25 protein-coding genes and 1 tRNA gene are annotated in these 22,557 nt (G+C 70.0%); 3 read left to right on the forward strand and 23 right to left on the reverse strand.

The genetic code is table 11. From position 1 onward, the window contains the following. The 6 genes from carB to pyrR form a co-directional block, all read right to left on the reverse strand. On the reverse strand, positions 1-1,494 hold a 1,494-nt coding region (gene carB / locus MJ777_RS17025), incomplete at its 3' end, for a carbamoyl-phosphate synthase large subunit (RefSeq protein ID WP_239377122.1). 79 nt (positions 1,495-1,573) lie between these two features. After that, positions 1,574-2,665, reverse strand: coding sequence for a glutamine-hydrolyzing carbamoyl-phosphate synthase small subunit (gene carA / locus MJ777_RS17030; RefSeq protein ID WP_239309975.1), 1,092 nt, complete (start codon positions 2,663-2,665; stop codon positions 1,574-1,576). A 179-nt stretch (positions 2,666-2,844) separates the two neighbouring features. Further along, on the reverse strand, positions 2,845-3,873 hold the full coding sequence (locus MJ777_RS17035; protein ID WP_239309961.1) for a hypothetical protein: 1,029 nt from the start codon (positions 3,871-3,873) through the stop codon (positions 2,845-2,847). Continuing rightward, the gene (locus MJ777_RS17040; RefSeq protein WP_239309962.1) at positions 3,870-5,213 is read right to left on the reverse strand and encodes a dihydroorotase; all 1,344 of its coding nucleotides are present in this window, start codon (positions 5,211-5,213) and stop codon (positions 3,870-3,872) included. The genes MJ777_RS17035 and MJ777_RS17040 overlap by 4 nt, the downstream gene beginning before the upstream one ends. Before the next feature lie 61 nt (positions 5,214-5,274). After that, positions 5,275-6,198: an aspartate carbamoyltransferase catalytic subunit gene (locus tag MJ777_RS17045; protein ID WP_239347369.1), complete on the reverse strand. Its 924-nt coding sequence runs from the start codon at positions 6,196-6,198 to the stop codon at positions 5,275-5,277. 88 nt (positions 6,199-6,286) lie between these two features. Then, the gene (pyrR, locus tag MJ777_RS17050; RefSeq protein WP_255720349.1) at positions 6,287-6,883 is read right to left on the reverse strand and encodes a bifunctional pyr operon transcriptional regulator/uracil phosphoribosyltransferase PyrR; all 597 of its coding nucleotides are present in this window, start codon (positions 6,881-6,883) and stop codon (positions 6,287-6,289) included. A 374-nt stretch (positions 6,884-7,257) separates the two neighbouring features. Here pyrR and MJ777_RS17055 point away from each other — a divergent pair, with 374 nt between their 5' ends. Continuing rightward, positions 7,258-7,758: a transcriptional regulator gene (locus MJ777_RS17055; RefSeq protein ID WP_239309963.1), complete on the forward strand. Its 501-nt coding sequence runs from the start codon at positions 7,258-7,260 to the stop codon at positions 7,756-7,758. Positions 7,759-8,047: 289 nt separating this feature from the next. On the opposite strand, the gene nusB is transcribed toward MJ777_RS17055, so the two are convergent. The 15 genes from nusB to MJ777_RS17130 all read right to left on the reverse strand — a co-directional run bounded on the left by nusB (position 8,048) and on the right by MJ777_RS17130 (position 20,160). Continuing rightward, positions 8,048-8,455, reverse strand: coding sequence for a transcription antitermination factor NusB (gene nusB, locus MJ777_RS17060; RefSeq protein WP_370651575.1), 408 nt, complete (start codon positions 8,453-8,455; stop codon positions 8,048-8,050). Continuing rightward, entirely contained in the window at positions 8,452-9,015 is a 564-nt protein-coding gene (gene efp / locus MJ777_RS17065; RefSeq protein ID WP_239309965.1) for an elongation factor P, read from the reverse strand. The genes nusB and efp overlap by 4 nt, the downstream gene beginning before the upstream one ends. 103 nt (positions 9,016-9,118) lie before the next feature. Beyond that, positions 9,119-9,553, reverse strand: a complete 435-nt coding sequence (locus MJ777_RS17070) for a type II 3-dehydroquinate dehydratase (protein WP_239309978.1) — start codon at positions 9,551-9,553, stop codon at positions 9,119-9,121. Positions 9,554-9,573: 20 nt separating this feature from the next. After that, positions 9,574-10,752: a 3-dehydroquinate synthase gene (gene aroB / locus MJ777_RS17075; protein ID WP_239377124.1), complete on the reverse strand. Its 1,179-nt coding sequence runs from the start codon at positions 10,750-10,752 to the stop codon at positions 9,574-9,576. Further along, positions 10,749-11,279, reverse strand: coding sequence for a shikimate kinase (locus tag MJ777_RS17080; protein ID WP_239309967.1), 531 nt, complete (start codon positions 11,277-11,279; stop codon positions 10,749-10,751). The genes aroB and MJ777_RS17080 overlap by 4 nt, the downstream gene beginning before the upstream one ends. After that, a complete protein-coding gene (gene aroC / locus MJ777_RS17085) occupies positions 11,276-12,493 on the reverse strand; it encodes a chorismate synthase (protein ID WP_239377125.1) in 1,218 nt (405 codons plus the stop codon). Before aroC ends, MJ777_RS17080 begins: the two co-directional genes overlap by 4 nt. 43 nt (positions 12,494-12,536) lie before the next feature. Further along, on the reverse strand, positions 12,537-13,202 hold the full coding sequence (locus MJ777_RS17090; protein WP_239347372.1) for a prepilin peptidase: 666 nt from the start codon (positions 13,200-13,202) through the stop codon (positions 12,537-12,539). Next, complete coding sequence (locus MJ777_RS17095; RefSeq protein ID WP_370652748.1) at positions 13,199-14,230, reverse strand: shikimate dehydrogenase; 1,032 nt, start codon at positions 14,228-14,230, stop codon at positions 13,199-13,201. The genes MJ777_RS17090 and MJ777_RS17095 overlap by 4 nt, the downstream gene beginning before the upstream one ends. After that, positions 14,227-15,396 (reverse strand): endolytic transglycosylase MltG, encoded by a 1,170-nt coding sequence (mltG, locus tag MJ777_RS17100; RefSeq protein WP_239377126.1) that lies wholly within the window; start codon positions 15,394-15,396, stop codon positions 14,227-14,229. The genes MJ777_RS17095 and mltG overlap by 4 nt, the downstream gene beginning before the upstream one ends. Continuing rightward, the gene (ruvX, locus tag MJ777_RS17105; RefSeq protein WP_239309970.1) at positions 15,393-15,944 is read right to left on the reverse strand and encodes a Holliday junction resolvase RuvX; all 552 of its coding nucleotides are present in this window, start codon (positions 15,942-15,944) and stop codon (positions 15,393-15,395) included. The genes mltG and ruvX overlap by 4 nt, the downstream gene beginning before the upstream one ends. A 39-nt stretch (positions 15,945-15,983) precedes the next feature. Next, entirely contained in the window at positions 15,984-16,250 is a 267-nt protein-coding gene (locus tag MJ777_RS17110; protein ID WP_239309971.1) for a DUF6167 family protein, read from the reverse strand. Next, complete coding sequence (locus MJ777_RS17115) at positions 16,250-16,786, reverse strand: DUF948 domain-containing protein (RefSeq protein ID WP_239309972.1); 537 nt, start codon at positions 16,784-16,786, stop codon at positions 16,250-16,252. Before MJ777_RS17115 ends, MJ777_RS17110 begins: the two co-directional genes overlap by 1 nt. A 107-nt stretch (positions 16,787-16,893) precedes the next feature. Next, complete coding sequence (locus MJ777_RS17120; RefSeq protein WP_239377127.1) at positions 16,894-18,300, reverse strand: replication-associated recombination protein A; 1,407 nt, start codon at positions 18,298-18,300, stop codon at positions 16,894-16,896. Between the two features lie 62 nt (positions 18,301-18,362). Further along, positions 18,363-19,334, reverse strand: a complete 972-nt coding sequence (locus tag MJ777_RS17125; RefSeq protein WP_239347380.1) for an MHYT domain-containing protein — start codon at positions 19,332-19,334, stop codon at positions 18,363-18,365. A gap of 529 nt (positions 19,335-19,863) precedes the next feature. Next, entirely contained in the window at positions 19,864-20,160 is a 297-nt protein-coding gene (locus MJ777_RS17130) for a hypothetical protein (protein ID WP_239335786.1), read from the reverse strand. A 352-nt stretch (positions 20,161-20,512) separates the two neighbouring features. Here MJ777_RS17130 and MJ777_RS17135 point away from each other — a divergent pair. Beyond that, a tRNA-Asn gene (locus tag MJ777_RS17135) sits at positions 20,513-20,585 on the forward strand. A gap of 259 nt (positions 20,586-20,844) precedes the next feature. Here the strand turns inward: MJ777_RS17135 and MJ777_RS17140 are convergent. Next, positions 20,845-21,093, reverse strand: coding sequence for a hypothetical protein (locus MJ777_RS17140; RefSeq protein ID WP_239347387.1), 249 nt, complete (start codon positions 21,091-21,093; stop codon positions 20,845-20,847). Here MJ777_RS17140 and MJ777_RS17145 point away from each other — a divergent pair. Next, complete coding sequence (locus tag MJ777_RS17145; RefSeq protein WP_239377128.1) at positions 21,092-21,733, forward strand: DUF1353 domain-containing protein; 642 nt, start codon at positions 21,092-21,094, stop codon at positions 21,731-21,733. The genes MJ777_RS17140 and MJ777_RS17145 overlap by 2 nt on opposite strands. On the opposite strand, the gene MJ777_RS17150 is transcribed toward MJ777_RS17145, so the two are convergent. Beyond that, a complete protein-coding gene (locus tag MJ777_RS17150; RefSeq protein WP_239377129.1) occupies positions 21,728-22,252 on the reverse strand; it encodes a hypothetical protein in 525 nt (174 codons plus the stop codon). The genes MJ777_RS17145 and MJ777_RS17150 overlap by 6 nt on opposite strands. Positions 22,253-22,557 lie beyond the last annotated feature (305 nt).

Below are 22,557 nucleotides of genomic sequence, written 5' to 3' on the forward strand. Positions count from 1 at the left end.
CCCGAGGATCTCGGCGAGCTGCGCGTCGGAGAACCCCGCGCGCTTGGCCCGCAGGATCCCGGCGGAGTCGCGGCTGATGGTCTCGGCGATCTCGTTGAGGTTGGCGATCTGTTCGACAAACCAGGGATCTATGCCGGTCGCCTCGGTGACCTGGGCCGGGTCCGCGCCGGCGCGCAGCGCCCGCTGCACCGTGCGCAGCCGCCCGTCATGCGGGACGCGGGCACGGCCCAGCAGCTCATCGACGGTCGCGGGCTCGTCACCGGCGAAGGAGAACACCGCGCTGGGCTGCTCCAACGACCGCAGGGCCTTCTGCAGCGCCTCCCCGAAGCTTCGCCCCACCCCCATGGCCTCACCGACCGACTTCATCGTGGTCGTCAGTGTCGGGTCCGCGCCGGGGAACTTCTCGAAGGCGAACCGGGGTGCCTTCACCACCACGTAGTCCAGCGCCGGCTCGAACGCCGCCGGTGTGGTGCGGGTGATGTCGTTGGGGATCTCGTCAAGGGTGTACCCGAGCGCGAGCTTCGCCGATATCTTCGCGATCGGGTATCCGGTGGCCTTCGACGCCAGGGCTGATGACCGGGACACCCGGGGATTCATCTCGATCACGACGAGCCGCCCGGTGGCCGGGTCCACCGCGAACTGGATGTTGCAGCCGCCCGCGTCGACACCCACGGCACGCATGACCGCGATGGCCATGTTCCGCATCCGCTGGTACTCCCGGTCGGTCAGCGTCATGGCCGGTGCCACTGTCACCGAGTCGCCGGTGTGCACGCCCATCGGGTCGATGTTCTCGATCGAGCAGACCACAACCACGTTGTCGGCGCGGTCGCGCATCAGCTCGAGCTCGAACTCCTTCCAGCCGAGGACGGACTCCTCGACGAGCACCTCCGACGACGGGCTCGCGGTGATGCCGTCCGCGGCCATCCGGCGAAGTTCACCGGCGTCGTGCGCGAAACCGCTGCCGGCGCCGCCGAGGGTGAAGCTCGGGCGTACCACAACCGGGTAGGAGAACTCCTCGGCGGCGTCGAGGCACTGCTGGGTCGTCGTGCAGATGGCGCTGCGCGCGGTCTCACCACCGACCGACGCGACGATGTCCTTGAACGCCTGGCGGTCCTCCCCCGCCCGGATCGCGTCGATGTTCGCGCCGATCAGGCGGATGCCGTACCGGTCGAGGACACCGGAGTCGTGCAGCGCGACCGCGGCGTTCAGCGCGGTCTGGCCGCCCATCGTCGCGAGCAGCGCGTCGGGCCGCTCCCGATCGATGATCTTTGTAATCATGTCCGGCGTGATCGGCTCGACATAGGTGGCGTCCGCCAGGTCCGGGTCGGTCATGATCGTGGCAGGATTGCTGTTGACCAGCACCACCCGCAGGCCTTCCGCGCGCAGCACCCGGCAGGCCTGGGTACCGGAGTAGTCGAACTCGCAGGCCTGGCCAATAACGATCGGCCCGGACCCGATGACCAACACGCTGCTCAGATCTTCTCGCCGCGGCATCAGTGCCTGACCTCCCATCGGCATCCCCGCGCGTACGCCTGCGCGGGAGTATCCGGCCCGCTGTATCCTGCGCCGGCGCTCACCGGGAAGCCGCCATCAGATCGCGGAACCGCTCGAACAGATCGTGGGCGTCGTGGGGGCCGGGCGCCGCCTCCGGATGGAACTGCACGCTGAAGGCGGGCACGTCCAGGCAGGCGATGCCCTCCACCACACCGTCGTTGAGCGCCACATGGCTGACCTCGACCCGCCCGTAGGGCGTGTCGGTGACGCGGTCACGCGGCGCCCTGACGGCAAAGCCGTGGTTGTGGCTGGTCACCGAGATCCGTCCGGTCGCGGTGTCGGCAACCGGCTGGTTCACCCCGCGGTGGCCGTAGGCCAGCTTGTAGGTGTCGAAACCCAGCGCCCGAGCGAGCACCTGGTTGCCGAAGCAGATCCCGAAGACCGGGATCCCGGCGTCGAGCACCCGGCGCACGGCCTGGACCGCGTAGTCCGCGGTCGAGGGATCGCCTGGGCCGTTGGACAGGAACACCCCGTCCGGGGCGAGGTTGAGCAGGGCCTCGCCACCGGCGCGGGCCGGCAGGACGTGCGTCTGGCACCCGAGCGCGGACAGCGCCAACGGCGTCGACCGCTTCATGCCCAGATCGAGCGCGGCAACCCGGAACATCGGCGTACCGGTCGCGGCCTGCACCACGTATGGTTCCCGGGTGCTGACCTCCGGCGCCAGGTCCGCGCCGGCCATGCGTGGGCTCGCGCGCACCGACTCAAGCAGGGCGCCCGCGTCCTGCCCGGCATCGGCGATCCCGCACCGCATCACGCCGCGTTCCCGCAGATGGCGGGTGAGCGCCCGGGTGTCGACACCGCTGATGCCCACCACTGCGGCGGCCACCAGCGCGTCGTCCAGAGTGCGGCGTGACCGCCAGTTGGAGGCGATCCGGCTTGGGTCACGAACCACGAGCCCGGCAACATGGATCTTCGATGACTCGTCGTCATCGTCGTTCATGCCGGTGTTGCCGATGTGTGGCGCGGTCATGACCACGATCTGGCGGTGGTACGACGGGTCGGTCAGCGTTTCCTGGTAGCCGGTCATGCCGGTGGCGAAGACGATCTCGCCGAAGGCCTCCCCCACCGCGCCGAAGGCCTCACCGACGAAACCGCGCCCGTCCTCAAGCATCAGGCGTACCGCGTGGGTCCGGGGCCCGGCGCTCCCGTCCTCGAGCGCCGCCGGCCGCGCCGGATCGCCCACGCCGCCAGGAAGACCCGCCTCGTCCCAGTTCACCGCGCTGGCGGTCCGCCGCGACGGCCCGCTCTCCGCGTCATTCGACGCGCTCTCGCTCTCGCTCCCGCCCACGCTCACCAGATGTCCTTTTTCATCTTCCGGACGACGTCCCCCAGCGGGGACGTGAGGGGATCAACCTGGGCCGCGTTGGCGGAGTACCCCGAGCCGTCCTTACCGGTACCGGCCGGGCCGGGCCGGGAGCCCGGTGGGTAGGCGCCTCCCGGCCCACCGCGTGACCCGGGAGAGTCAGTGGAGCGGGGCGCGCGGGTCACGACGGGTATCGGGGAGGTGCCCGCCGGCCGGGACGCACCCGGCACGGTGGCGGGGCCGAGCACCGGTGGGCTGTTACCCAGCGCGCCGGGTGAGCGGGCCGGTGGCACGCCATCACCGGCCGCGGGCGGTACCGGCGGGACCGGGCGAGTGCTCTCCGGCCCCTGGCCGGCCGTTCGCGGACGCAGCCGTGACACCGCCCGGCCCACCGGCCGCGGCCTGGTGACCTCGCCGTCGGTGGGCCCTGGGGCCGGCCCGATCAGGCCGTGCACCGCGCGCACCACCTTGGGCTGGCGCGCCCGGTCGTCCCCGCGCAGGCCGGTCTCCAGCTCATGACCGCCGAACGACCAGGCCAAAACGATGATGCGCCCGGCACCGGCGACCTTGCCGGCGTGTGCCCGTTCCAGCCGAGCGCCGCGGACGGCATCCCGCGGGATCCAGAACGGCTCGCTGCCCGTGCGGTCCACCTGGATCCCGTGCTCGTAGACGGTCACGTACGCGTCCGCGCGCCCGCCGAGCCCCCGGGCGGTGATGCGGTCGAGCCAGTGCCCGGCATCGACCGTCCCCAGGTAGAGGCCCTTGAGCGGCGCGGTGAGAACGGTACCTGTCTGGCCGGGGACCACGGGCAGATCGGGGAGGTCCTCCTCCTGCCGCTCAGCGCGGTGACGCCAGGTCCGGCGCATCCCGCCGACCGCGGCCACGAACAGCAGCAGACAGCCCAGGGCGAACACCAGATGCAGGCCCAGGCGGTCGGGACCGCGTTGCGGCGCCGTACCGGCAAGACCGTCGGCGACGGTGACGAGCGAAGCGGCGAAGGTGAGATGGTCGGTCATACGATCTTCCCGTCAAGCACGGTGGGACGCCCCCGCAAGAATGTGGCCTGGACACGTCCAGGCAGGCTGCGGCCGGCGTAGGGGGTGTTGCGACTGCGGCTGGCGAACGCGTGCGGATCCACCGTCCAGCGGGCCGCCGGATCAAGCAGGACGACGTTCGCCACGGCGCCTGGGCGCAGCGCCGCGGCCACGTCCCGCGACGCCTGGGGCAGGCCGCCGATCCGGCTCGGGGCACCCGCCATCCGGTCGGCGAGCCCGGCCCAGTCCAGCAGCCCTGGCTCCACCATGACCATGATCGCGATCGACAGCGCGGTCTCCAGGCCGACCATGCCGGGACGGGCGGCGGCCCACTCCGTTTCCTTGTCCTGCGGGGCGTGGGGAGCGTGATCGGTCGCGATGCAGTCAATGGTGCCGTCGGCCAGCCCGGCGCGCAGTGCCTCGACGTCGGCGGCGGTCCGCAGCGGTGGGTTGACCTTGTAGACCGGGTCGTAGGAGGCGGCCAGGTCGTCGGTGAGCAGCAGATGGTGCGGGGTGACCTCGGCCGTGACCCGCCAGCCCTTGGACTTCGCCCAGCGCAGGATCTCCACCGAGCCCGCGGTCGAGACGTGACAGACATGCAGCCGCGAGCCCACATGCCCGGCCAGCAGCGCGTCCCGGGCGATGATCGCCTCCTCGGCGGCGGCCGGCCACCCGGGCAGGCCGAGCCGTGCCGACACGACGCCCTCGTTCAGCTGCGCGTTCTCGGTCAGCCGGGGTTCTTGAGCGTGCTGGGCGATCACCCCGTCAAAGGCCTTGACGTACTCCAGCGCCCGGCGCATGAGCACCGCGTCGGACACACAGTTGCCGTCGTCGGAGAACACCCGGACGGCCGCCGCCGATGAGGCCATCGCGCCCAGCTCGGCGAGCCGGGCACCGTGCAGCCCCTCGGTGACCGCGCCGACCGGGCGCACATCACAGTGCCCGGCGGTCCGGCCGAGCCGCCACACCTGCTCCACCACCCCGGCGGTGTCCGCGACCGGCTCGGTGTTGGCCATCGCGAACACGGTGGTGAAACCACCCAGTGCCGCCGCCCGGGTGCCCGAGGCGACGGTCTCGGCATCCTCCCGGCCCGGTTCGCGCAGATGGGTGTGCAGGTCCACCAGCCCAGGCAACGCGATCAGACCGTCCGCGTCGAGGACGGTCGCGCCGGGCGCGGACAGGGCCGGCCCGATCTCGGCCAGCACCGGGCCATCCAGGAGCATGTCCACCGCGGCCCCACCCAGCGGCCGGACACCGCGCAGGAGCCAGCGTCCGCCGCTGTCCACCGGATCTCGCACGGCGGCGTCAACGCGTTGCGTCATGAAGCGGCCTCCAGAACGAACATCGTAGGGAGTGCGGCGGCACAGACCACCGAGAGCACAGTCATGCCACCTCCCTGGTACCGCCCAACAGCAGGTACAGAACAGCCATCCGCACGCTTACGCCGTTGGCGACCTGCTCGACCGCTGTCGAGCGGGTCGAGTCGGCCACATCCGAGGCGATCTCCATGCCACGCACCATCGGCCCCGGATGCATCACCAGCGCGGACGCCGGCATGGCCGCGAGCCGGTCGGCGTCCAGGCCGTACCGGCGGGTGTACTCCCGCTCCGTGGGGAAGAACGCCGCCGTCATCCGCTCCCGCTGGACCCGCAGCACGATGACGACATCGCTTTTGGGCAGCACCGCGTCCAGATCGTAGGAGACCGTGACCGGCCATCGCTCGATCCCGACGGGCACCAGCGTGGGCGGGGCGACCACCGTCACGGCCGCTCCCAGGGTCGACAGCAGCCACATGTTGGACCGGGCCACCCGGGAGTGCAGGATGTCGCCGACGATTGTGACGGACAGGCCGTCGAGACGACCGAGCCGGCGCCGGATGGTGAACGCGTCGAGCAACGCCTGGGTCGGATGCTCATGGGTGCCGTCCCCGGCGTTGACCACGCTGCCGCGCACCCACCCGGCAAGCCGGCGCGGAGCCCCGCTGGCCGGGTGCCGGCACACCACCACGTCCGCGCCCATCGCCTCGAGGGTGAGCGCCGTGTCCTTGAGGCTTTCTCCCTTGGAGACGCTCGAGCCGCGGGCGGAGAAATTGATTACATCAGCGGACAGCCGCTTGGCCGCGACCTCGAACGACGTCCGGGTCCGGGTCGAGTCCTCAAAGAACAGATTGACCACCGTACGACCGCGCAGGGTCGGCAGTTTCTTGACCGACCGGTCCGCGACGGTCGCCATGTACTCGGCCGTGTCGAGCACGAGCAGGGCGTCATCCCGACCAAGATCTTCCGTGGAAAGCAGATGACGTATCACACGACCCACCTGGCCGGCATCCGCCAGCGGGTGCGGGCGCCGCGGGCCGGCCGAGAATGCCACCGCCACCCGCGGGCGAGGCCGTTCATCAACCCGCCCCTTCCGAAACAATCATCACCGCGTCACGGTCGTCGGTTTCGACGAGACGGACCGCTACCACCTCCTGGCGGGAGGTCGGCATGTTCTTGCCCACATAGTCGGCCCGGATCGGCAGTTCCCGGTGGCCGCGGTCCACCAGGACCGCAAGTTGCACCACCCGGGGCCGGCCGAACTCGGCCAGCGCGTCAAGAGCCGCCCGCACCGTGCGCCCGGAGTACAGGACGTCATCGACGAGAATCACCGTCGAGCCGTCGATCCCCCCGTCGGGAAGGTCGGTGACCTCGAGCGGGCGGACCGCCCGAAGCCGCAGATCGTCGCGGTGCATGGTCGGGTCGAGCGAACCCACCCCGAGCTCGATGCCTTCCACCGCGCGGACCCGGGCGGCAAGCCGGTGCGCCAGCGGCACCCCCCGGGTGGGGATACCGAGAAGCACGACGCCGGCACCGCCGGAGGTCTTCTCCAGGATCTGATGCGCCATCCGGGTGAGTACCCGACCGATGTCCGCGCCGGAGAGGACGGTACGAACGGTGCCCTGGCCGGATGCCTCCGGACCGGGCAAGGATCCACCCGTGGCGGTTGTGGCCATGACGGTGTCCCTCCTTCCCCGCCTCACTGGACGGCCCTTAAAGGAGCGGTTCGGATGACGGTATCAGGCACCCGCACAGGCCCTTCGACCTGCGGGTACGCGAAAGGAACCACGACCGCACGCTCTTTGACGCACTAGATTGTCACTGCACGTTACAACCTTAGAACCCGACGCGCATGAACAGTCCTTTGTGGGGAAGTTCCCATAGCCGTAGCGCCTAGCGCGATCGGAGTACTACAGAAAGTGGTACAAAGAAAGAGCCAACACGACCCCCCTGGTGTCGAGCCGCAACCGGCCCGGGACTACTATGGGTAACCACCGGCGGCAAGAGCCCCGGTTCCAACTGATCGACCACGACGGGAGTGGGCACTCCGATGTCCGACTATGCGAAGGCGCTCGGTACTCGGCTGCGCGCAATACGCACCCAGCAGGGGCTCTCGCTTCATGGCGTCGAGGAGAAGTCGCACGGGCGGTGGAAGGCTGTCGTCGTGGGCTCCTACGAACGCGGAGACCGCGCCGTTACGGTGCAACGCCTGTCCGAACTTGCCGAGTTCTACGGCGTCCCGGTGGGAGAGCTCCTCCCCGAAGGCTCGACCGTGGCTCCACTCGAGCAGTCGCCGCGCATCGTCCTCGACCTGGAGCGTCTTTCCCAGGTGCCCAAGGAGCAGGGCGGCCCGCTCGCCCGCTACGCGGCAACCATTCAGAGCCAACGCGGCGACTACAACGGCCGCGTGCTCTCGATCCGCTATGAGGACCTGCGTTCTCTCGCCGTCATCTACGACACCTCACCGAGCAAGCTCACCGAGCAGCTTGTCTCGTGGGGGGTGCTGAGCCCCGACCAGAATCAGGAAGTCAGCATCAGCGAGTCCGCCTAGGGTGTGCCTGAGGCCGCGCGAGCATGGTTCCTTTCGCGCGGCCGGAGGCGCTCAACCGGAGGCGCTCAAGGAGCGCGATCCGGCTCCGAGGCGCCAGAACGCGAGAGTGGTCCGCCGGAGGCTCCCGGCATCCGGCGGACCAGGCCGGGACCAAGCCCGGATCAGCGCTGGGCCGAATCTCGCCGGTCACGACCGGGATTTTCACCCTGGCTGAGAGCGACCAGCACCAACGGGCGCGGCGTCACCGGGCTGGGGCACGCACCCCAGCCCCGCTCCTTGAGCCAATCCCCTACTGCCGGGCGCTCTTAAGATCAAGAAGCCGCGCCAGCAGGCCGTTGACGAACGCGGGCGAGTGTTCCGTCGAGATCGTTTTGGCGAGTTCGACCGCTTCGTCGATGGCCACCCCGTCGGGGATGTCCTCACGCCAGAGCAGTTCCAGAGCGCCGATCCGCAGGATGTTGCGATCGACCGGCGGCATCCGCTCAAGCGTCCACTCCTGCGCGTGGTCGGACAGCATCCCGTCGATGTCGGCGAGGCGCTCGACAACACCTTGGACCAGGCTGACGGTGTATTCCGGCACCGGCGGATCGGCCTGCGCGAGACGCTCGGCAAGCGTGTCGGTGAAGCTGTTCCCGCGCATGTCGGCCTCGTAGAGGATGTCGAGAGCACGCTTGCGAGCCTTCGACCGGGCGCTCAGCTCGTCACCCGGCCGAGATAACGGCCGTCCCTGGTGTCGACCTTGACCTTCTCACCGGTGGTGATGAACAAGGGGACCTGGACGGTGGCACCGGTCTCCAGCGTCGCGGGCTTGTTGCCACCGGTGGAGCGGTCGCCCTGCACCCCCGGCTCGGTCTCCGAAATAATCAGCTCGACGCTCGCCGGGAGCTCCACGTACAGGGGCGCGCCGTCGTGCAGCGCCACCGTCGCGGTGGTGTTCTCCAGCATGTAGTTCGCGGCATCGCCGACGACGTCGGGCGGGATCGGCAGCTGGTCGAACGACTCGCTGTCCATGAAGACGAAGTCCGCGCCGTCGCGGTAGAGGAAGCTCATCTCCCGCCGGTCGACGGTCGCCAGCTCCACCTTCACACCGGCGTTGAACGTACGGTCGACAACCTTGCCCGTCAGGACGTTCTTCAGCGTCGTCCGGACAAACGCCCCGCCCTTCCCGGGCTTGACGTGCTGGAACCCGACGACGCTCCACAAGGTGCCGTCGAGGTCGAGTGTCATGCCGTTCTTCAGGTCATTCGTGGTCGCCACTGCGCGCAACTCTCCAGCCGGACCAGCAGGTTGGTCCGTTCGACTGACGGGGATCTCGGGAGAGTCTATAGCCATACCGAACAGCCGCCCGCCAGCCGAGGTGTCAGGCGCCGTCGCGCGGCCGGCGGGCGGCGATCGCCCGCAACGCGAGAAGGTACGAGTCGAAGCCCAGCCCGGTGATGGTCCCGGCCGCCACCGCGCTGATCACGCTGTGGTGCCGGAAGGCCTCCCGGGCATGGGTCTGGCTCAGGTGCACCTCTACCAGCGGTCCCCGGACCTCGGCGGCGGCGTCGCGCAGCGCGTAGGAGTAATGCGACCATGCCCCCGGGTTCAGTACCACCGCTGCCTCAGTGTCCGCGGCCTCGTGCAGCCAGGCGAGCATCGTGGCCTCGTCGTCGGTCTGCCGGCAGTCCACCACCAGGCCCAGCTCCGCGGCCTGCCGCTGACAGGCAGCGACAAGATCGTTATAGTCGCGGCTGCCGTACACCGCCGGTTCCCGCCGGCCCAGCCGGCCGAGGTTCGCGCCGCTGAGCACCATCACCCGGCACGGCTGGGCCTTCACGACCGGACTCCCAGAGCCGGGCCGGCGATCACCGGAGCATCGACGGCCGGGCCGCCGGCCCCACCACCCGCGCCGGACGAGGCCGGCAGCTCCGACAGCTCCCGGGCGACCTCTGAGAAGGCGGCCACCACCAGCGCCGGGTCCGGATCGTCGAGCACCCGCGGGCAGGCCAGCGCGTCGAGGACGACAAAGCGCAGCCGGCGGCCGCGGCTCTTCTTGTCCACCCGCATCGCGTCCAGCAGATCCGCCCAGCGGTCCGCCCGGTAGGTCGTGGGCAGGCCGATACGTTCGAGCAGTTCGCGGTGCCGGTCAGCGGTGGCGTCGTCCAGGCCCGCCGCGAGCCGGCTCAGGGAAGCGGCGAAGACCATCCCGACGGACACCGCGGCACCGTGGCGCCAGCTGAAGCCCTCGACCTTCTCGATGGCATGCCCCAGGGTGTGCCCGTAATTGAGGATCTCCCGCCGGCCGGCCTCCTGCGGATCGGCCGACACGACGCCCGCCTTGACTCTGATCGACCGCTCCAGCAGCTCACGCTGATGGCGCAGGCCCGTGGGGTCGTCGTCAAGCAGATCGAGGATGGCCGGGTCCGCGATGAAGCCCGCCTTCACCACCTCCGCGAGCCCCGAGGCGTGCTCGCTCGCGGGCAGGGTCGCGAGGGTGGCAAGGTCACACAACACGGCCAGGGGGTGATGGAAGGCGCCGACGAGATTCTTGCCGGCATCGATGTCGATCCCGGTCTTGCCGCCGATCGCCGCGTCCACCATCGCCAGGACGGTGGTCGGCACCTGCACGACATCGACGCCACGCAGCCAGGACGCGGCCACGAAGCCGGCGAGGTCGGTCGCGGCTCCGCCGCCGAGGCCGATGACGACATCGTCACGGGTGAAACCGACCTGGCCGAGGACGTCCCAGCAGAAGCCGGCGATGCGTAGCTTCTTGGCCTCCTCGCCGTCCGGGACCTCGATCGCGTGGGCCTCGACCGTGGCCGTCGCCCGCAGGTCCGCGACCACGGCGTCCGCGGTCGCCCGCAGCGCGCGCGGATGGATCACCGCGGCCCGGGTCCGCCCGGCCACCAGATCGGCGAGGTCGCCGAGCAGACCCTCGCCGACGACGACCTCGTACGGCCGCACGCCGTCCGGAGCGACCTCCAGCCGGGTTACCGGCGCCACCGTCACGGCCTGACCACCGCCTGTTCGACCAACTCGACTACCTCCTCGGGTGTGCGGCCCGCGGTGTCCACCACCACAGCCGCGACTTCGGCATACAACGGCGCGCGTGCCCGCAGCATCGCCGCGATCCTGGTACGCGGGGCCTCGACGAGCAGCGGGCGGTCCCGGGCGAGCCCCACCCGCGCCACCGCGTCGCTGACCCCGACGTCGAGGTGGACGACCCGCTGGCCGCGTAGCGACGCCCGCGTCGCCGCGTCCAGCACCGCGCCACCACCCAGTGCGAGGACACCGTCATGCCCGGTCAGAGCGCGCGCGACCGCATCCCGTTCCAGCGCACGGAACGCCTCCTCACCGCGCTCGACGAAGATGTCGGCAACCGGCATCCCGGCCCGCAGCTCCACATCCGTGTCCGTGTCACGGAAGCTCGTACCGAGCCGCCGCGCGAGCAGCTGCCCCACCGTGGTCTTCCCGGAGCCGGGCGGGCCCACCAGCACCACGAGCGGCCGCCGTCCGCCCTCGACAGCGACGATCATACCGGCTCCGACCTGATGACCAGCGACTGCACGTACATCTCACAGTTGCGCCGGGACTCCGCCACCGAGTCGCCACCGAACTTCTCCACCGCCGCGTCGGCGAGCACGAGCGCGACCATGGCCTCGGCGACAACCCCCGCCGCGGGTACCGCGCACACATCCGAACGCTGCGCGATCGCGACCGCCTGTTCCCCGGTGGCGACGTCGATCGTGGCCAGCGGCCGGGACAACGTCGAGATCGGCTTCATGGCCGCCCGGACCCGCAGCGGCTCGCCGGTGGTCATCCCGCCCTCGATGCCGCCGGCACGGTCGCTGGCCCGGCGCACCCGATACGGCCCGCCCGGCGTCCCGTCGGTGGGCAGCCGTTCGATCTCGTCGTGGGCCTGCGACCCCCGCCGCCGGGCCGTGGTGAAACCGTCACCGAACTCCACCCCCTTGATCGCCTGGATGCCCATGAGCTCACCGGCGATCCGGGCGTCAAGGCGACGATCACCATGGACGTAGCTGCCCAGCCCGGGTGGACAGCCGTAGGCCAGGACCTCGACGATCCCACCGAGGGTGTCGGCATCCCGGCGGGCGGCGTCGATCTCGGCGACCATCCGCAGGCTCGTCGCCGGGTCGGCGCAGCGGACCGGGTCGGCGTCCACCACGTCCATGGTCATCGGCTGCGGTGCTGGCGAGCCGGGCGGTACCGCCACCCCGCCGATCGCCACCACATGGGAGACGACCTCAATGCCGTACGCCTGGCGGAGCAGGGCCTTCGCGACGGTCCCGAGGGCGACGCGCGCCGCGGTCTCCCGGGCGCTGGCCCGCTCGAGCACGGGCCGGGCGTCGGCGAACCCGTACTTCTGCATCCCGGCCAGATCCGCGTGACCAGGCCGCGGACGGGTCAGCGGAGCGTTTCGGGCCAGCCCCGCCAGCTCCGCGCTGTCGATCGGATCCGGCGCCATGACCTGACGCCACCTGGGCCACTCGGTGTTGCGGACGACGACGCTGACCGGACCGCCCAGGGTGCGGCCGTGGCGCACTCCCCCCAGCAGCTCGACCTCGTCACGCTCAAAGCTCATCCGCGCGCCGCGGCCGTGACCGAGCCGGCGGCGGGCGAGCTCGTCGGCGATCTGAGCGCTGGATACCCCTATCCCGGCCGGCAGCCCCTCGATGGTTGCCACCAGGGCCGGGCCGTGCGACTCCCCAGCAGTCAACCAGCGCAGCATGCAGCCAGTCTTCCATGCGGGCCGGTCATGGCGGGCAGGCTGGTCATGGACGTGCGGGCCAACCGACGATCGCGACGAAGGCGCCCGCGAGCAGGAACGGCCCGTACGCGATGCGCGCGCTCAGGCTGGCGCGCCTGGTCACCAGCAGGAGCAGTGCCCACATCCCGGCCAGCGTCATCCCCACCACGAACCCGGTGAGGACGGCCGAGGCGCCAAGCCACCCGAGGGCGCCGCCGAGCAGGCCGGCCAGCTTCACGTCGCCGAACCCCAGGCCGGCGCCGGGCAACGCCCACAGCCCCGCGGACACCACGGACACGACCGCGGCGGCGAGGAGACCGCGCCACCATCGTCCCAGGTCCCCGTCCACGACGGCCGCGAGCCCGAACAGCGCGGCCAGGATCGGATAGGACGGCAGGGTGATCGCGTCAGGCAGCCGATGAACCCTGATGTCGATGACGGCAAGCAGCACTCCCGTCACCCCCAGATAGGCGTATGCCGGCAGCCAACTGACATGATCGTTTAATGCGGCCGCGAACGCGGCGACCACCACGCCGGTGAGCACGCCCAGCGACCAGCCGGTGGGCACCGGTGTCCGGATCCGCTCACCGTCGACCGGCTCGAAGGCGCCCACCAACGCGGGAAGCGCCGGGACGACACACAGCGCGGCAAGGACGATCACTATGCTGGACGCGGTTCCCAGCACGTTCACGGGGGTGGCCCGCCGCCGGGCGCGGCCGACACCGATGCCGACACCGATGCCGACACCGACACCGATGCCGACACCGATGCCGATGCCGATGCCGATGCCGATGCCGGCATAGCGGGCGGCGGCGAAGATGCCGCCGACCGTGCCGCCAGCGCCCGCCGGCCCGCGTCGAGGAGCAGGCCCACCTCCACCTCGGCCCCGGTGAAGAGCCGAACCTGCCCGACCGCCTGGGCCGCGAGCACGACCAGGCCACCGGCCAACGCCGCTCCGGCGGCCTGCGCACGGGCGGCCAGCCGGGTGGGCCACGGGTGGTACAGCAGCTCGACCAGCGCCGTCGAGGAGGGCCACGCCCGCTGGGCCAGGTCATCGGTCGCGCCGGCCGGAGTGGTCGCAAGGACGATGTCGGCGTCCGCGAGCGAACCCAGCCCGCCCGGACACGTGCGCACACCCGGACCCGACGCCCCCCACCGGTGGACCGTGACGCCAAGCCCGAGCGCGCCACCGAGGTCGACCAGGGGCGCCGCCGCCGCCGGCCGGCGGGCGACCAGGTCCACCCGGGTGGCACCGAGCTGGGCCAACGCGCCGAGGGCGGCCCGAGCGGTTCCCCCCGCACCGAGAATCAGGGGGCTGCTCGGCGCCACGCCGTCACCGAGAACCTGGGTGACGGCGTGGGCGATGCCCATGACATCGGTGTTGAACCCGGCCAGCCGCACCGGTGTGCCAGCGGCCGCGGTACCGGCTGGGTCCTGGCGGACGACGACGGTGTTGGCCGCGCCGAGAAGCGCCGCGGTGGCGTCGAGCGTGTCGAGCAGCCCCAGGACGGCCGTCTTCAGCGGCATGGTGAGCGACAGGCCCACCCAGCCCGGCTCCGTGCGCACCCGGTGGAGCGCCTGCGCCAGTGCGCCCTCGTCACACTCGACGGCCGGGTAGTCCCAGTCGAGCCCGAGCTCGGCATAAGCGGCCGCGTGCATAACCGGTGACAGCGAATGAGCGACCGGCATGCCAAGGACGGCGGCCCGCCGACGGGTCACGACCCGCCCTCGGAACGGTAGCGGGCGAGCGCCTCCTGCCACTCCTTGTCCGTAGTGGCGAAAATCGTCACATTCGACTTCGGCAGCGACACGAAGTACATCCATGGCCCCGCGGCCGGATGCAGCGCGGACTCCAGCGCCCACCTGCCGGGGTTGGCGATGGCACCGGGAGGCAGACCGGCCACCTTGCGGGTGTTGTAGGGGTTGTTGGCGTTCAGCTGCCCCTGCGTCAGCGGGCCCTCGTACTCGTCGAGCGCGTACCGGGTGGTCGAGTCGAGATCCAGGCGGCGGAAGGCACCGGAGGTGTCGGCGAGCCGGTTGTAGATGACCCGCGCGACCCTCGGCCCCTCATCGGGGTTTTTCACCTCACGCTCGATGATGGACGCGACAGTGATGATGTCCTGCGGAGTACGGCCCAGCGCGGCCGCGCCGGCCGGGATGTCAAGCGACGCGGTCTCCGCCTTGAAGCGGTCGACGAACATCTTGACGGTGACCGCCAGGGACGCGCCTGGCTGCAGGTCGTAGGTGAACGGGTACAGATAGCCCTCAACCCCGCTGGCATACGGCGGGAGCTGGAGCTCGCCCGGGTTCTTCACGACGGCCTCCAGGGCCGAAAGCGGCTGGCCGGTACGGTCCGCGAGTGCCGTGAGCACCTGCCGGGTGGTCATGCCCTCGGCGATGGTGAGCCGGAACAGCGCGTGTGACCTGGCATCGAGCAGCGCGGTGAGCGCGTCGACCGCGCGCAGCCGCTGCTTGACCTTGTAGAAACCGGGCTGGATCGACCGTGAGCGCTCATCGGCCGCGGCCGCGTTGACGAAGGCAGCCGGGGTCCGCACGACATCCGCCGACGCCAGCACCCGCGCGATATCACGGGCGGTCGACCCGGCCTGGATCTGGATGATGACCGAGCCGTCACCTGGTCCGGCGTAGTCAGCGGCCGACTCGCCCTTCGCGATGCGCCCGATCACCTTCCCCGCGCCGTAAATTCCGCCACCGAGCATTCCGGCTACAACGACCAGGATCGCGATAAGCTTCGGAACGGCGGCAGGTCGTCGCCGGCCGGCCCGGTTACGCCTGCCGCGGTGACGGTTGTTCGACCCGACGCCGCTGGGCGCACCGCCGCTCGGCGCGTCGCCCAGCAACTCGTCGAGATCGTCGCTGATCACGTGCTGTCCGCGGAACGGTCCGACCTCGGTCTCGCAGGGCGTTGGGGTGCGCGCATAGCGCCATCGTCTACCAATGGGCCAGCGGATGGTGGGGATATGGCGTCCGCGGTACCTCCGTCCGGAGGGGCGTCCAGCACGGACTGCAGGATCTGCACCGCTGCCTCCTGATCAACAACTCCACGACGAGCTCGGGCACGCATGCCACGTTCAGCCATCCGGCGGTGGGCCACGACCGTGGTCATCCGCTCGTCGGCGAGCCGTACCGGGACAGGGGCCACCCGCGCCGCGAGAAGATCGGCATAGGCGCGCGCCTGGCGCGCCGCTGGCCCCTCAGCACCGGACAACCGCGCCGGCAGGCCCACGACGACCGCCACCGCCTGACGATCCCGAATAATAATTGCAAGCTCATCAAGATCGCGGTGTGTCCGGGGATCGCGCCGTAAGGTCGTCACCGGAAAGGCGAGCCTCGCGTCAGGATCGCTGGCGGCGATTCCCACCCGTACGGTGCCCACGTCCACGCCCACCCACACGCCCGTCCGGCGGGTCACCGGACGCCCCCGGACCTCCGGGGCTGGGGGCCGCTGAGGTCAGCGGAGGTGGGCATCCGGAGCGTCCGGAGAATCCGGGGCCTCCGGGGCGTCGAGGCCGTCGTCATCGCCGATCCCGAGGGCGTGGCGAAGCTCAACCTCCCGCTCCGCCATGCCCTCCTGGACGTCCGTCACGAACTCCCGCACCGACTGCGCGAAAGAACCGGCCAGGTGCTGTGGGGTGAGCGTGGACACCGCGCGGGCGGCCCGCCGGACGGTGACAACGCCGGCGGCCGCGCCAAGGGCGATGTAGAACATCCGGGGCATTACGCGCTCCTGCTCTCGGCGCCAGCCACCTGCGCACCAGCCACCCCGGTCACCTGCGCGCCGGGTATCTGGCCACCGGTCGCGTCAGCCCGCCGGGCGGTCCGCCGGGACGCGCGGTCAGCCCTGATCTCCGCGGTCACCCGCGACTCGATGTCGGCGCGGGTCCGCTTGGCCGCCGCCCGCCGGACCCCGTAGGTGAAGGCCGCGACCCGGACGATCGGACCACCGAGCGTCGCCGCGAACAACGACGTGAGCGAGGAGATGTTCGTCGAGATCGACTGCACATTCGCCGTGATCGCGTCGACCCGGTCAAGCTCCTTGTTCACGTGGCTGAGGGCAAGGTTCACCTCGTCCACGGTTGTGCCCGCCTGCCGAACGCGCGCGGTGCCCTCGTCGATGGCAAACCCGGTCTGGCGAACCCGCGCGGCCGCCTCGTCGAAGATCTTCCCAAGCTTGAACAACACGTAGCAGCCGAACAGGACGAGCACGGAGAACGCCCCCGCCGCGATCAGTCCCGCGATCGCACCACCGGACATGTGCGCTCCGCCTCCGCTGTCATGGGCCGCAACCCGGCCATAGTGTGCCTTCTGCCGTAACCCGGCCTATTTTTCGGTCGCTCCAAACCGGCGTTCCTGGAGCGACCCTACCGAGCGCGACCGGCTTCGTGGCCACTCGCCCCTGCCGGCTCGTCCACATCGCCGTGGGCGCCGGTCGGATGACCGGCACCCCGCAGAGTGGCGCGCAGGAACGCCAGCCGCTGCGAGGCACGCGACTCGAACCCGTTCGCGCCCGGCTGGTAGTAGTCGCGGCCCACCAGCGGGTCAGGCGCATACTGCTGGCCGACCACGCCGCCCGGGTGGTCGTGGGGGTACCGGTAGCCGCCACCATGGCCGAGCCGGCCCGCGCCCGGGTAGTGCGCGTCGCGGAGATGGGCCGGTACGGGACCGGCACGCCCCGCCCGGACATCGGCGATGGCCGCGTCGACGGCCCGGATCACCGCGTTGGACTTCGGCGCCAGCGCAAGATGGATCACCGCCTGAGCCAGCGCGAGCCGCGCCTCAGGCAGGCCCACCAGCTCCAGGGCCTGTGCCGCCGCCACCGTCACGCCCAGCGCGCCCGGCTCAGCGAGCCCGACGTCTTCACTGGCCAGTATGATCATTCTCCGGGCGATGAAGCGAGGGTCCTCCCCCGCTTCCAGCATCCGGGCCAGATAGTGCAGGGCGGCGTCGGCGTCCCCACCGCGGATGGACTTGATGAACGCGCTTGCCACGTCGTAGTGCTGGTCACCGGCCCGGTCATAGCGGACCGCGGCCCGATTCACGGCCTGTTCAACGGTCGCGAGATCAACGCGCGCCGGCGCATCCGCTCCGGCTGTCCCGACCACCGCGTCACCGGCGGCCTGTAACACGGTCAGGGCACGCCGGGCATCGCCGCCGGCCAAGCGCAGAACATGATCGACCGCGTCGTCGTCCAACGCCAGCCGGCCGCCGTAGCCGCGAGGGTCCGCGAGCGCCCGGCTGATCAGAGTGCGGATGTCGTCGTCGGTGAGCGGCTCCAGCGTGAGCAGCAGCGACCGGGACAGCAACGGTGCCACCACCGCGAAAAACGGATTCTCGGTGGTGGCCGCGACGAGCGTGACCAGGCCATTCTCCACCGCGGGCAGCAGCGCGTCCTGCTGGGTCCTGGTGAAACGGTGCACCTCGTCGATGAACAGCACCGTGCGCGCTCCGGAAACCGCGAGCGTGTCACGCGCCTCGTCGATCGCCGCCCGGACATCCTTCACACCGGCCGTGACGGCCGACAGCTCACGGAAACGACGTTGACCTGAACCCGCTATGACGTGGGCCAGGGTTGTCTTGCCGGTACCAGGCGGCCCCCACAGCAGGACCGAGGTGGTACCGCCGCCCTCCACCAGCCGCCGCAGCGGGCTGCCCGCCGCGAGCAGGTGCCGCTGCCCGACAACGTCGTCGAGCGTGCGGGGCCGCAGCCGGGCCGCGAGCGGGCCCGACGTCGCGAGGGCCCGCTCGAGCCCGGCATCGAACAGGTTCACCGACCTACCGTATGACCGCCCGTACGGACCTCCGGCCGCCGGTTGCTCCTGGGCCCGCGTTCCTACCGCCGCGTGGCATGACCGCGCCGGTGTCCCTGGCGCCCGGGGTCGCCAGCCTGGCCGAACACGTCCGCGGTCTGGGCCCCGATGGTCAGGACCGGTGCGGCCCGGCCGGCCGGTGCAGCCGGCCCGAACGCACCCGAGCCGGCTGCCGTGCCGGGCTTCCCGCTCATGTCGGGCTTCCCGCCGAGGCTGGCCGTCTGGTCGTGGGCGTGAGCCGCGCGGGTGAAGACGTCTGTCTCGCTGACCCCGCCCAGGGCCGCGAAGATGACCAGCGCCAGGATGGAGAAGGTCAGGACGCACACGACGAGGCTCAAGGTGATCGGATCAACGCCACCACTCGGCTCGGACGCCCCGGATATGCCTGTGACCTGGGTAGCGGCCATGCCCGTGTAGTGCATCCCGCAGACGGCTGTGGCCATCACCACCGACGCGACCAACACGTGGCTGCGGCTACGTACCCGAAAGGTGATCCACAGCGCGGCCAGTGCCGCGAGCACGGCTATGACGACCGAGATCGCGACAAGCTTCGTGTCATACGTGACGGTGCCGCCGGTCCGCATCGCGGCCATGCCTGTGTAGTGCATTGCCGCGACGCCGAGACCGGCAATGAGCCCGCCGGCCCCCAGACGCGTCACGCTGTGGGGATTCGTTCCGACAAGCACCAGGCCGATGCCCGATACCGCCACCGCGATAACGAGCGACAGCGCGGTGAGGCCTATGTCGTAGGTGATGTCCATACCGTCGATGTGATATGCGACCATACCCATGAAATGCATCGCCCAGATCGCACCGCCACCAAGCGACAAAGCTGCCGACAGGACCCAGCGCAGCCGGGTGGCAGCCCCGCTCAGAGGAATACGTAACGCGCTGACCAGCGCGGCGAACGACCCCACCGTTGCCAGCGCGACGGACACACCGACGAAAAGCAGATCATAGTCGGCCGCGTGGCGTGTTGCCGTCGTAAGATCCATGACGTTCCCCTCGCCGAGGCTGACAAACAATTTATGTCTAGCACATCAAACTATGAACGTCATCACAGTCGGTCATGTCACAGGCGGCAGGCAACCGCCAGCGCGGCGATGTCAGATGAACAATGGACACACGCGCGTCGTGCGTTGCCACGAAAAGACACCCGGAGTCGCATGGCCACATTTTATGGCTCCAGGTGACCGGGTAGTGACAGACAAGGCCGGCGAGCTCCGTGAAACCACGGTAGTACGTACCGCGACCGCGCGCGAGAAATCCAGCCAGACCGCGGCCGGCGAGCCGGCTCCGCTCAGCACTGCCCGCGCGCCGGTCGCGGGGCGGCGAAGCCCGCCCGGCTAAGTGGTCGCCGCCGGAAGTTCGTCCAGGGTCTGCCGGCGCCAGACGGCGCCTCGCCTCGTTGTCGTCAGCCCCGGTAGAACACCGCTACCAGGGCCTCCTCCGCCTCACGATGCATCCGTCTGTCATCCGGCACCCCCCGAACAACTTCCGGCGGCGACCACTAAGATATGGAGGTCAGGAGGTATGGACCGCGCCAGAGCCGTTCGCGCTGTGCGCTCCGACCGTACCGGCGAAGGCACCGGTCGCCGCCGGGTGGCTGCCTCGGCCCGTGACACCGCCCACTGCCTGGCGGACCTTGTCAACGAGCCCGCCGGCCCGCGCTGAGACGACACCTGCCGCGCTCTGTACTTCTGGACGCTCCCGGAGCGACCGCGCCTGACGCATGATCAGGTCATAGCGTTCCCGGCCCGCACGTGCGCCCAGCAGGTAACCGAGACCGAGACCGACAACGAAACCGGGCCTGACGTACATGGTGCCTCCCGCTGGTTCCAAGGGCCTGAAAAGATGCGGAAGCAGCATGATCGCACCTCCCGCGGCCAGGTGGACTGGCGGGGCCTCCCGCGCCGCGGAAACGGCGTGACCATGTCTCCTTCGGCCGGGTGGACGCCGCTGGACCGCCGCCGCCGCTGCCGCTGCCGCTGCCGGACGCTGGGCCTGTTGCCTTGCTGCCGCTGCCCGCCGGCCAGCGCCCGGTGGGCAGCGCCCCGTGGGCGGCGGTCTGCCCCGGCCTGCCTGGGGATTACTACCCCGCCGAACGGCCCGCTCGAACCTCAGGTACCCTTGCCAAGTCAGGTGCTCAGGATCCTGGTCCGAGGCATCGCGGTCCCGCGTAGCTCAATTGGCAGAGCGTCCGGCTGTTAACCGGCAGGTTACAGGTTCGAGTCCTGTCGCGGGAGCAGAACCCCAGGTCAGGGCCTTCAGCTTCACTGCAAAAAGATTTTTGATCAATATCCGGACGATGGTCAGGCCGCCGGCGCACAGCGGTCGCGGGATGCTTCGCCGCCACCGGCGCAGCGGTGGTCCGGCGGGGATTTCTGACCATGAAAGTCCATCCGCGCTCGCGGTCGACACGCTCACGGACATGGTCGACAAGAACGCCGGGAAACCTGTTCCGCCGCCGATGCTTGCGAGGACCCCGGCTGTATGGCTGGGCGCTCATCGACATGGCCGGGCACTCATCGAGACCACGATGCTGCCACTGTCGCCGTAGTACTGGCGCAAAGCAAACGCCAGGGGGATAATCCTGTCAGTACCGTCGGCCGCGGCAGGCCAGAAGCCGGTGCGGCCAGATGCGGACAGTTCAATGAACAGCTCCCAGCTGACGGGCAGCGGGACGCCGAGAATCGGGAAGGAAACACCATAACGGGCAACACGTGCCGCATGCGGCGCATCGCGGTCAGCCATGCCGCCACTTTCCGTTATTAATCAGGCGCTTTCGGGTAAAAACGGGGGAGCCATGCCATTTGTCAGCTGCGGTGTTGTCGTCGAAGAGCTCGACGAGGTGCGTTGGCGGCTCCTGAAAGCAGTCGTCTATCAGGGCAACAAGCAGCTGTTCACCGTGGAGAAGGGGTTCGTAACCGACTTTGCGTCGGTACCACAGATCTTCACCTGGCTCATACCCAGATATGGACGTTACACCAAGGCTGCCATCCTGCATGACTGGCTCTGGGAACTGGCCGACCGTGGCGGCATTGAGCGTGCCGACGCGGACGGGATCTTCCGGCGCGCCATGCGTGAACTAAACGTGCCCTTCTTACGGCGGTGGCTCATGTGGGGGGCGGTCAGGCTCGCAGCCACCCGCAAGTCAGGACTTTCCACCCTGTGGCGCCCCGGCTTCAGCCAGCTAGCCGCATTTATCGCCGTCCTTGTTCCTGGCTTGCTTTTTATCTTCATTCCCGGTCTCATCGTCCTGGCCGCGCTCGGCGTCTTTTACCTCGCCGAATCCATCATCTTTGTCATACTAAAGATCAACAACAGCTGGCGGGCATCAGAAGAACCAGCAAAAAAGATCAATCGCCCGTCATTTCCGTGGACGTCGTCATAGCGCCGGGGAACGGGCCGCCCGAGAGCGCAGCGCAAGGGATCCGGCAAGCAGCCCCATGGTGATGGCCAGCTGGCCGAACCACCACGGCGCCAGTACATGGTGGCCAGTGGCCGGACACAACGCCGCCAGCAGAACAAGGCCAGCGCTTCCGTACGTGGACAGCCCATACCCGGCACGCTGACCGGCGAGCAGCAGCACGACGGCGACGAGGAGAATCAGCAAGGTCACATCACCGATGGCTGCGATCCAGGCGGGCACAACCGGATCAGGGCCGTCCGGTACCGGCTCGATCGCCCCAGCGGCGAGAAAACCGGTCACCATCGCCAGAGCCCACAGCCGCGGCAGCGCCGCCCTCGCGGCCAGGACACGGCGGATGAGTGAGCGGCGGGACCGCACCGCGACCCGCTGAACAGCCGCTGGCCGCTGGTAGGGATTGGCCGCTGGCAGCGGCGCGGCCGCGGCCGCGGCCTCAGCGCCGGGCATGGTGATCAAAAACGCATGCGCGTCGCTGACCGGCACGGGTGTACCTCGATGAGCCGTTGTCGGTGCGGCCTCAGTTGTGATGCTCATGCCCGCCAGAGTAGATCCGTTCAGCCATGAACGCGAACGCGCGGCAAGCCGCTATAGAGCGGGATAAACACCCGGCCGGACGAAGAGCCAGCCGGCCGGACCGGCCCGAATTCGGCCAGCGAGCGGTGCGGGGCGGTCACGCATCGAACGAATAAACGCGTAACCGCCCCGACATCAGGCGCGGTAGCCCGCACGCTGGAGGCTTACGTCAGCCGCTTTTCCGCGGACCGCTCCGACCGGATGGAGCGGGATCG

Origin of the sequence: Protofrankia sp. Cj5 (assembly GCF_917627405.1) — a bacterium.
Lineage (GTDB): Bacteria > Actinomycetota > Actinomycetes > Frankiales > Frankiaceae > Protofrankia.

Excerpts from the sequence above, each read along its gene's own strand:
- carA (WP_239309975.1), bottom strand. The coding sequence starts at position 2,665 with ATGCTTGAGGACGGGCGCGGTTTCGTCGGTGAGGCCTTCGGCGCGGTG.
- MJ777_RS17035 (WP_239309961.1), bottom strand. The coding sequence starts at position 3,873 with ATGACCGACCATCTCACCTTCGCCGCTTCGCTCGTCACCGTCGCCGAC.
- MJ777_RS17040 (WP_239309962.1), bottom strand. The coding sequence starts at position 5,213 with ATGACGCAACGCGTTGACGCCGCCGTGCGAGATCCGGTGGACAGCGGC.
- pyrR (WP_255720349.1), bottom strand. The coding sequence starts at position 6,883 with ATGGCCACAACCGCCACGGGTGGATCCTTGCCCGGTCCGGAGGCATCC.
- MJ777_RS17055 (WP_239309963.1), top strand. The coding sequence starts at position 7,258 with ATGTCCGACTATGCGAAGGCGCTCGGTACTCGGCTGCGCGCAATACGC.
- MJ777_RS17070 (WP_239309978.1), bottom strand. The coding sequence starts at position 9,553 with ATGGTGCTCAGCGGCGCGAACCTCGGCCGGCTGGGCCGGCGGGAACCG.
- MJ777_RS17080 (WP_239309967.1), bottom strand. The coding sequence starts at position 11,279 with ATGATCGTCGCTGTCGAGGGCGGACGGCGGCCGCTCGTGGTGCTGGTG.
- aroC (WP_239377125.1), bottom strand. The coding sequence starts at position 12,493 with ATGCTGCGCTGGTTGACTGCTGGGGAGTCGCACGGCCCGGCCCTGGTG.
- MJ777_RS17110 (WP_239309971.1), bottom strand. The coding sequence starts at position 16,250 with ATGCCCCGGATGTTCTACATCGCCCTTGGCGCGGCCGCCGGCGTTGTC.
- MJ777_RS17115 (WP_239309972.1), bottom strand. The coding sequence starts at position 16,786 with ATGTCCGGTGGTGCGATCGCGGGACTGATCGCGGCGGGGGCGTTCTCC.
- MJ777_RS17125 (WP_239347380.1), bottom strand. The coding sequence starts at position 19,334 with ATGGATCTTACGACGGCAACACGCCACGCGGCCGACTATGATCTGCTT.
- MJ777_RS17130 (WP_239335786.1), bottom strand. The coding sequence starts at position 20,160 with ATGTACGTCAGGCCCGGTTTCGTTGTCGGTCTCGGTCTCGGTTACCTG.
- MJ777_RS17145 (WP_239377128.1), top strand. The coding sequence starts at position 21,092 with ATGCCGCCACTTTCCGTTATTAATCAGGCGCTTTCGGGTAAAAACGGG.
- MJ777_RS17140 (WP_239347387.1), bottom strand. The coding sequence starts at position 21,093 with ATGGCTGACCGCGATGCGCCGCATGCGGCACGTGTTGCCCGTTATGGT.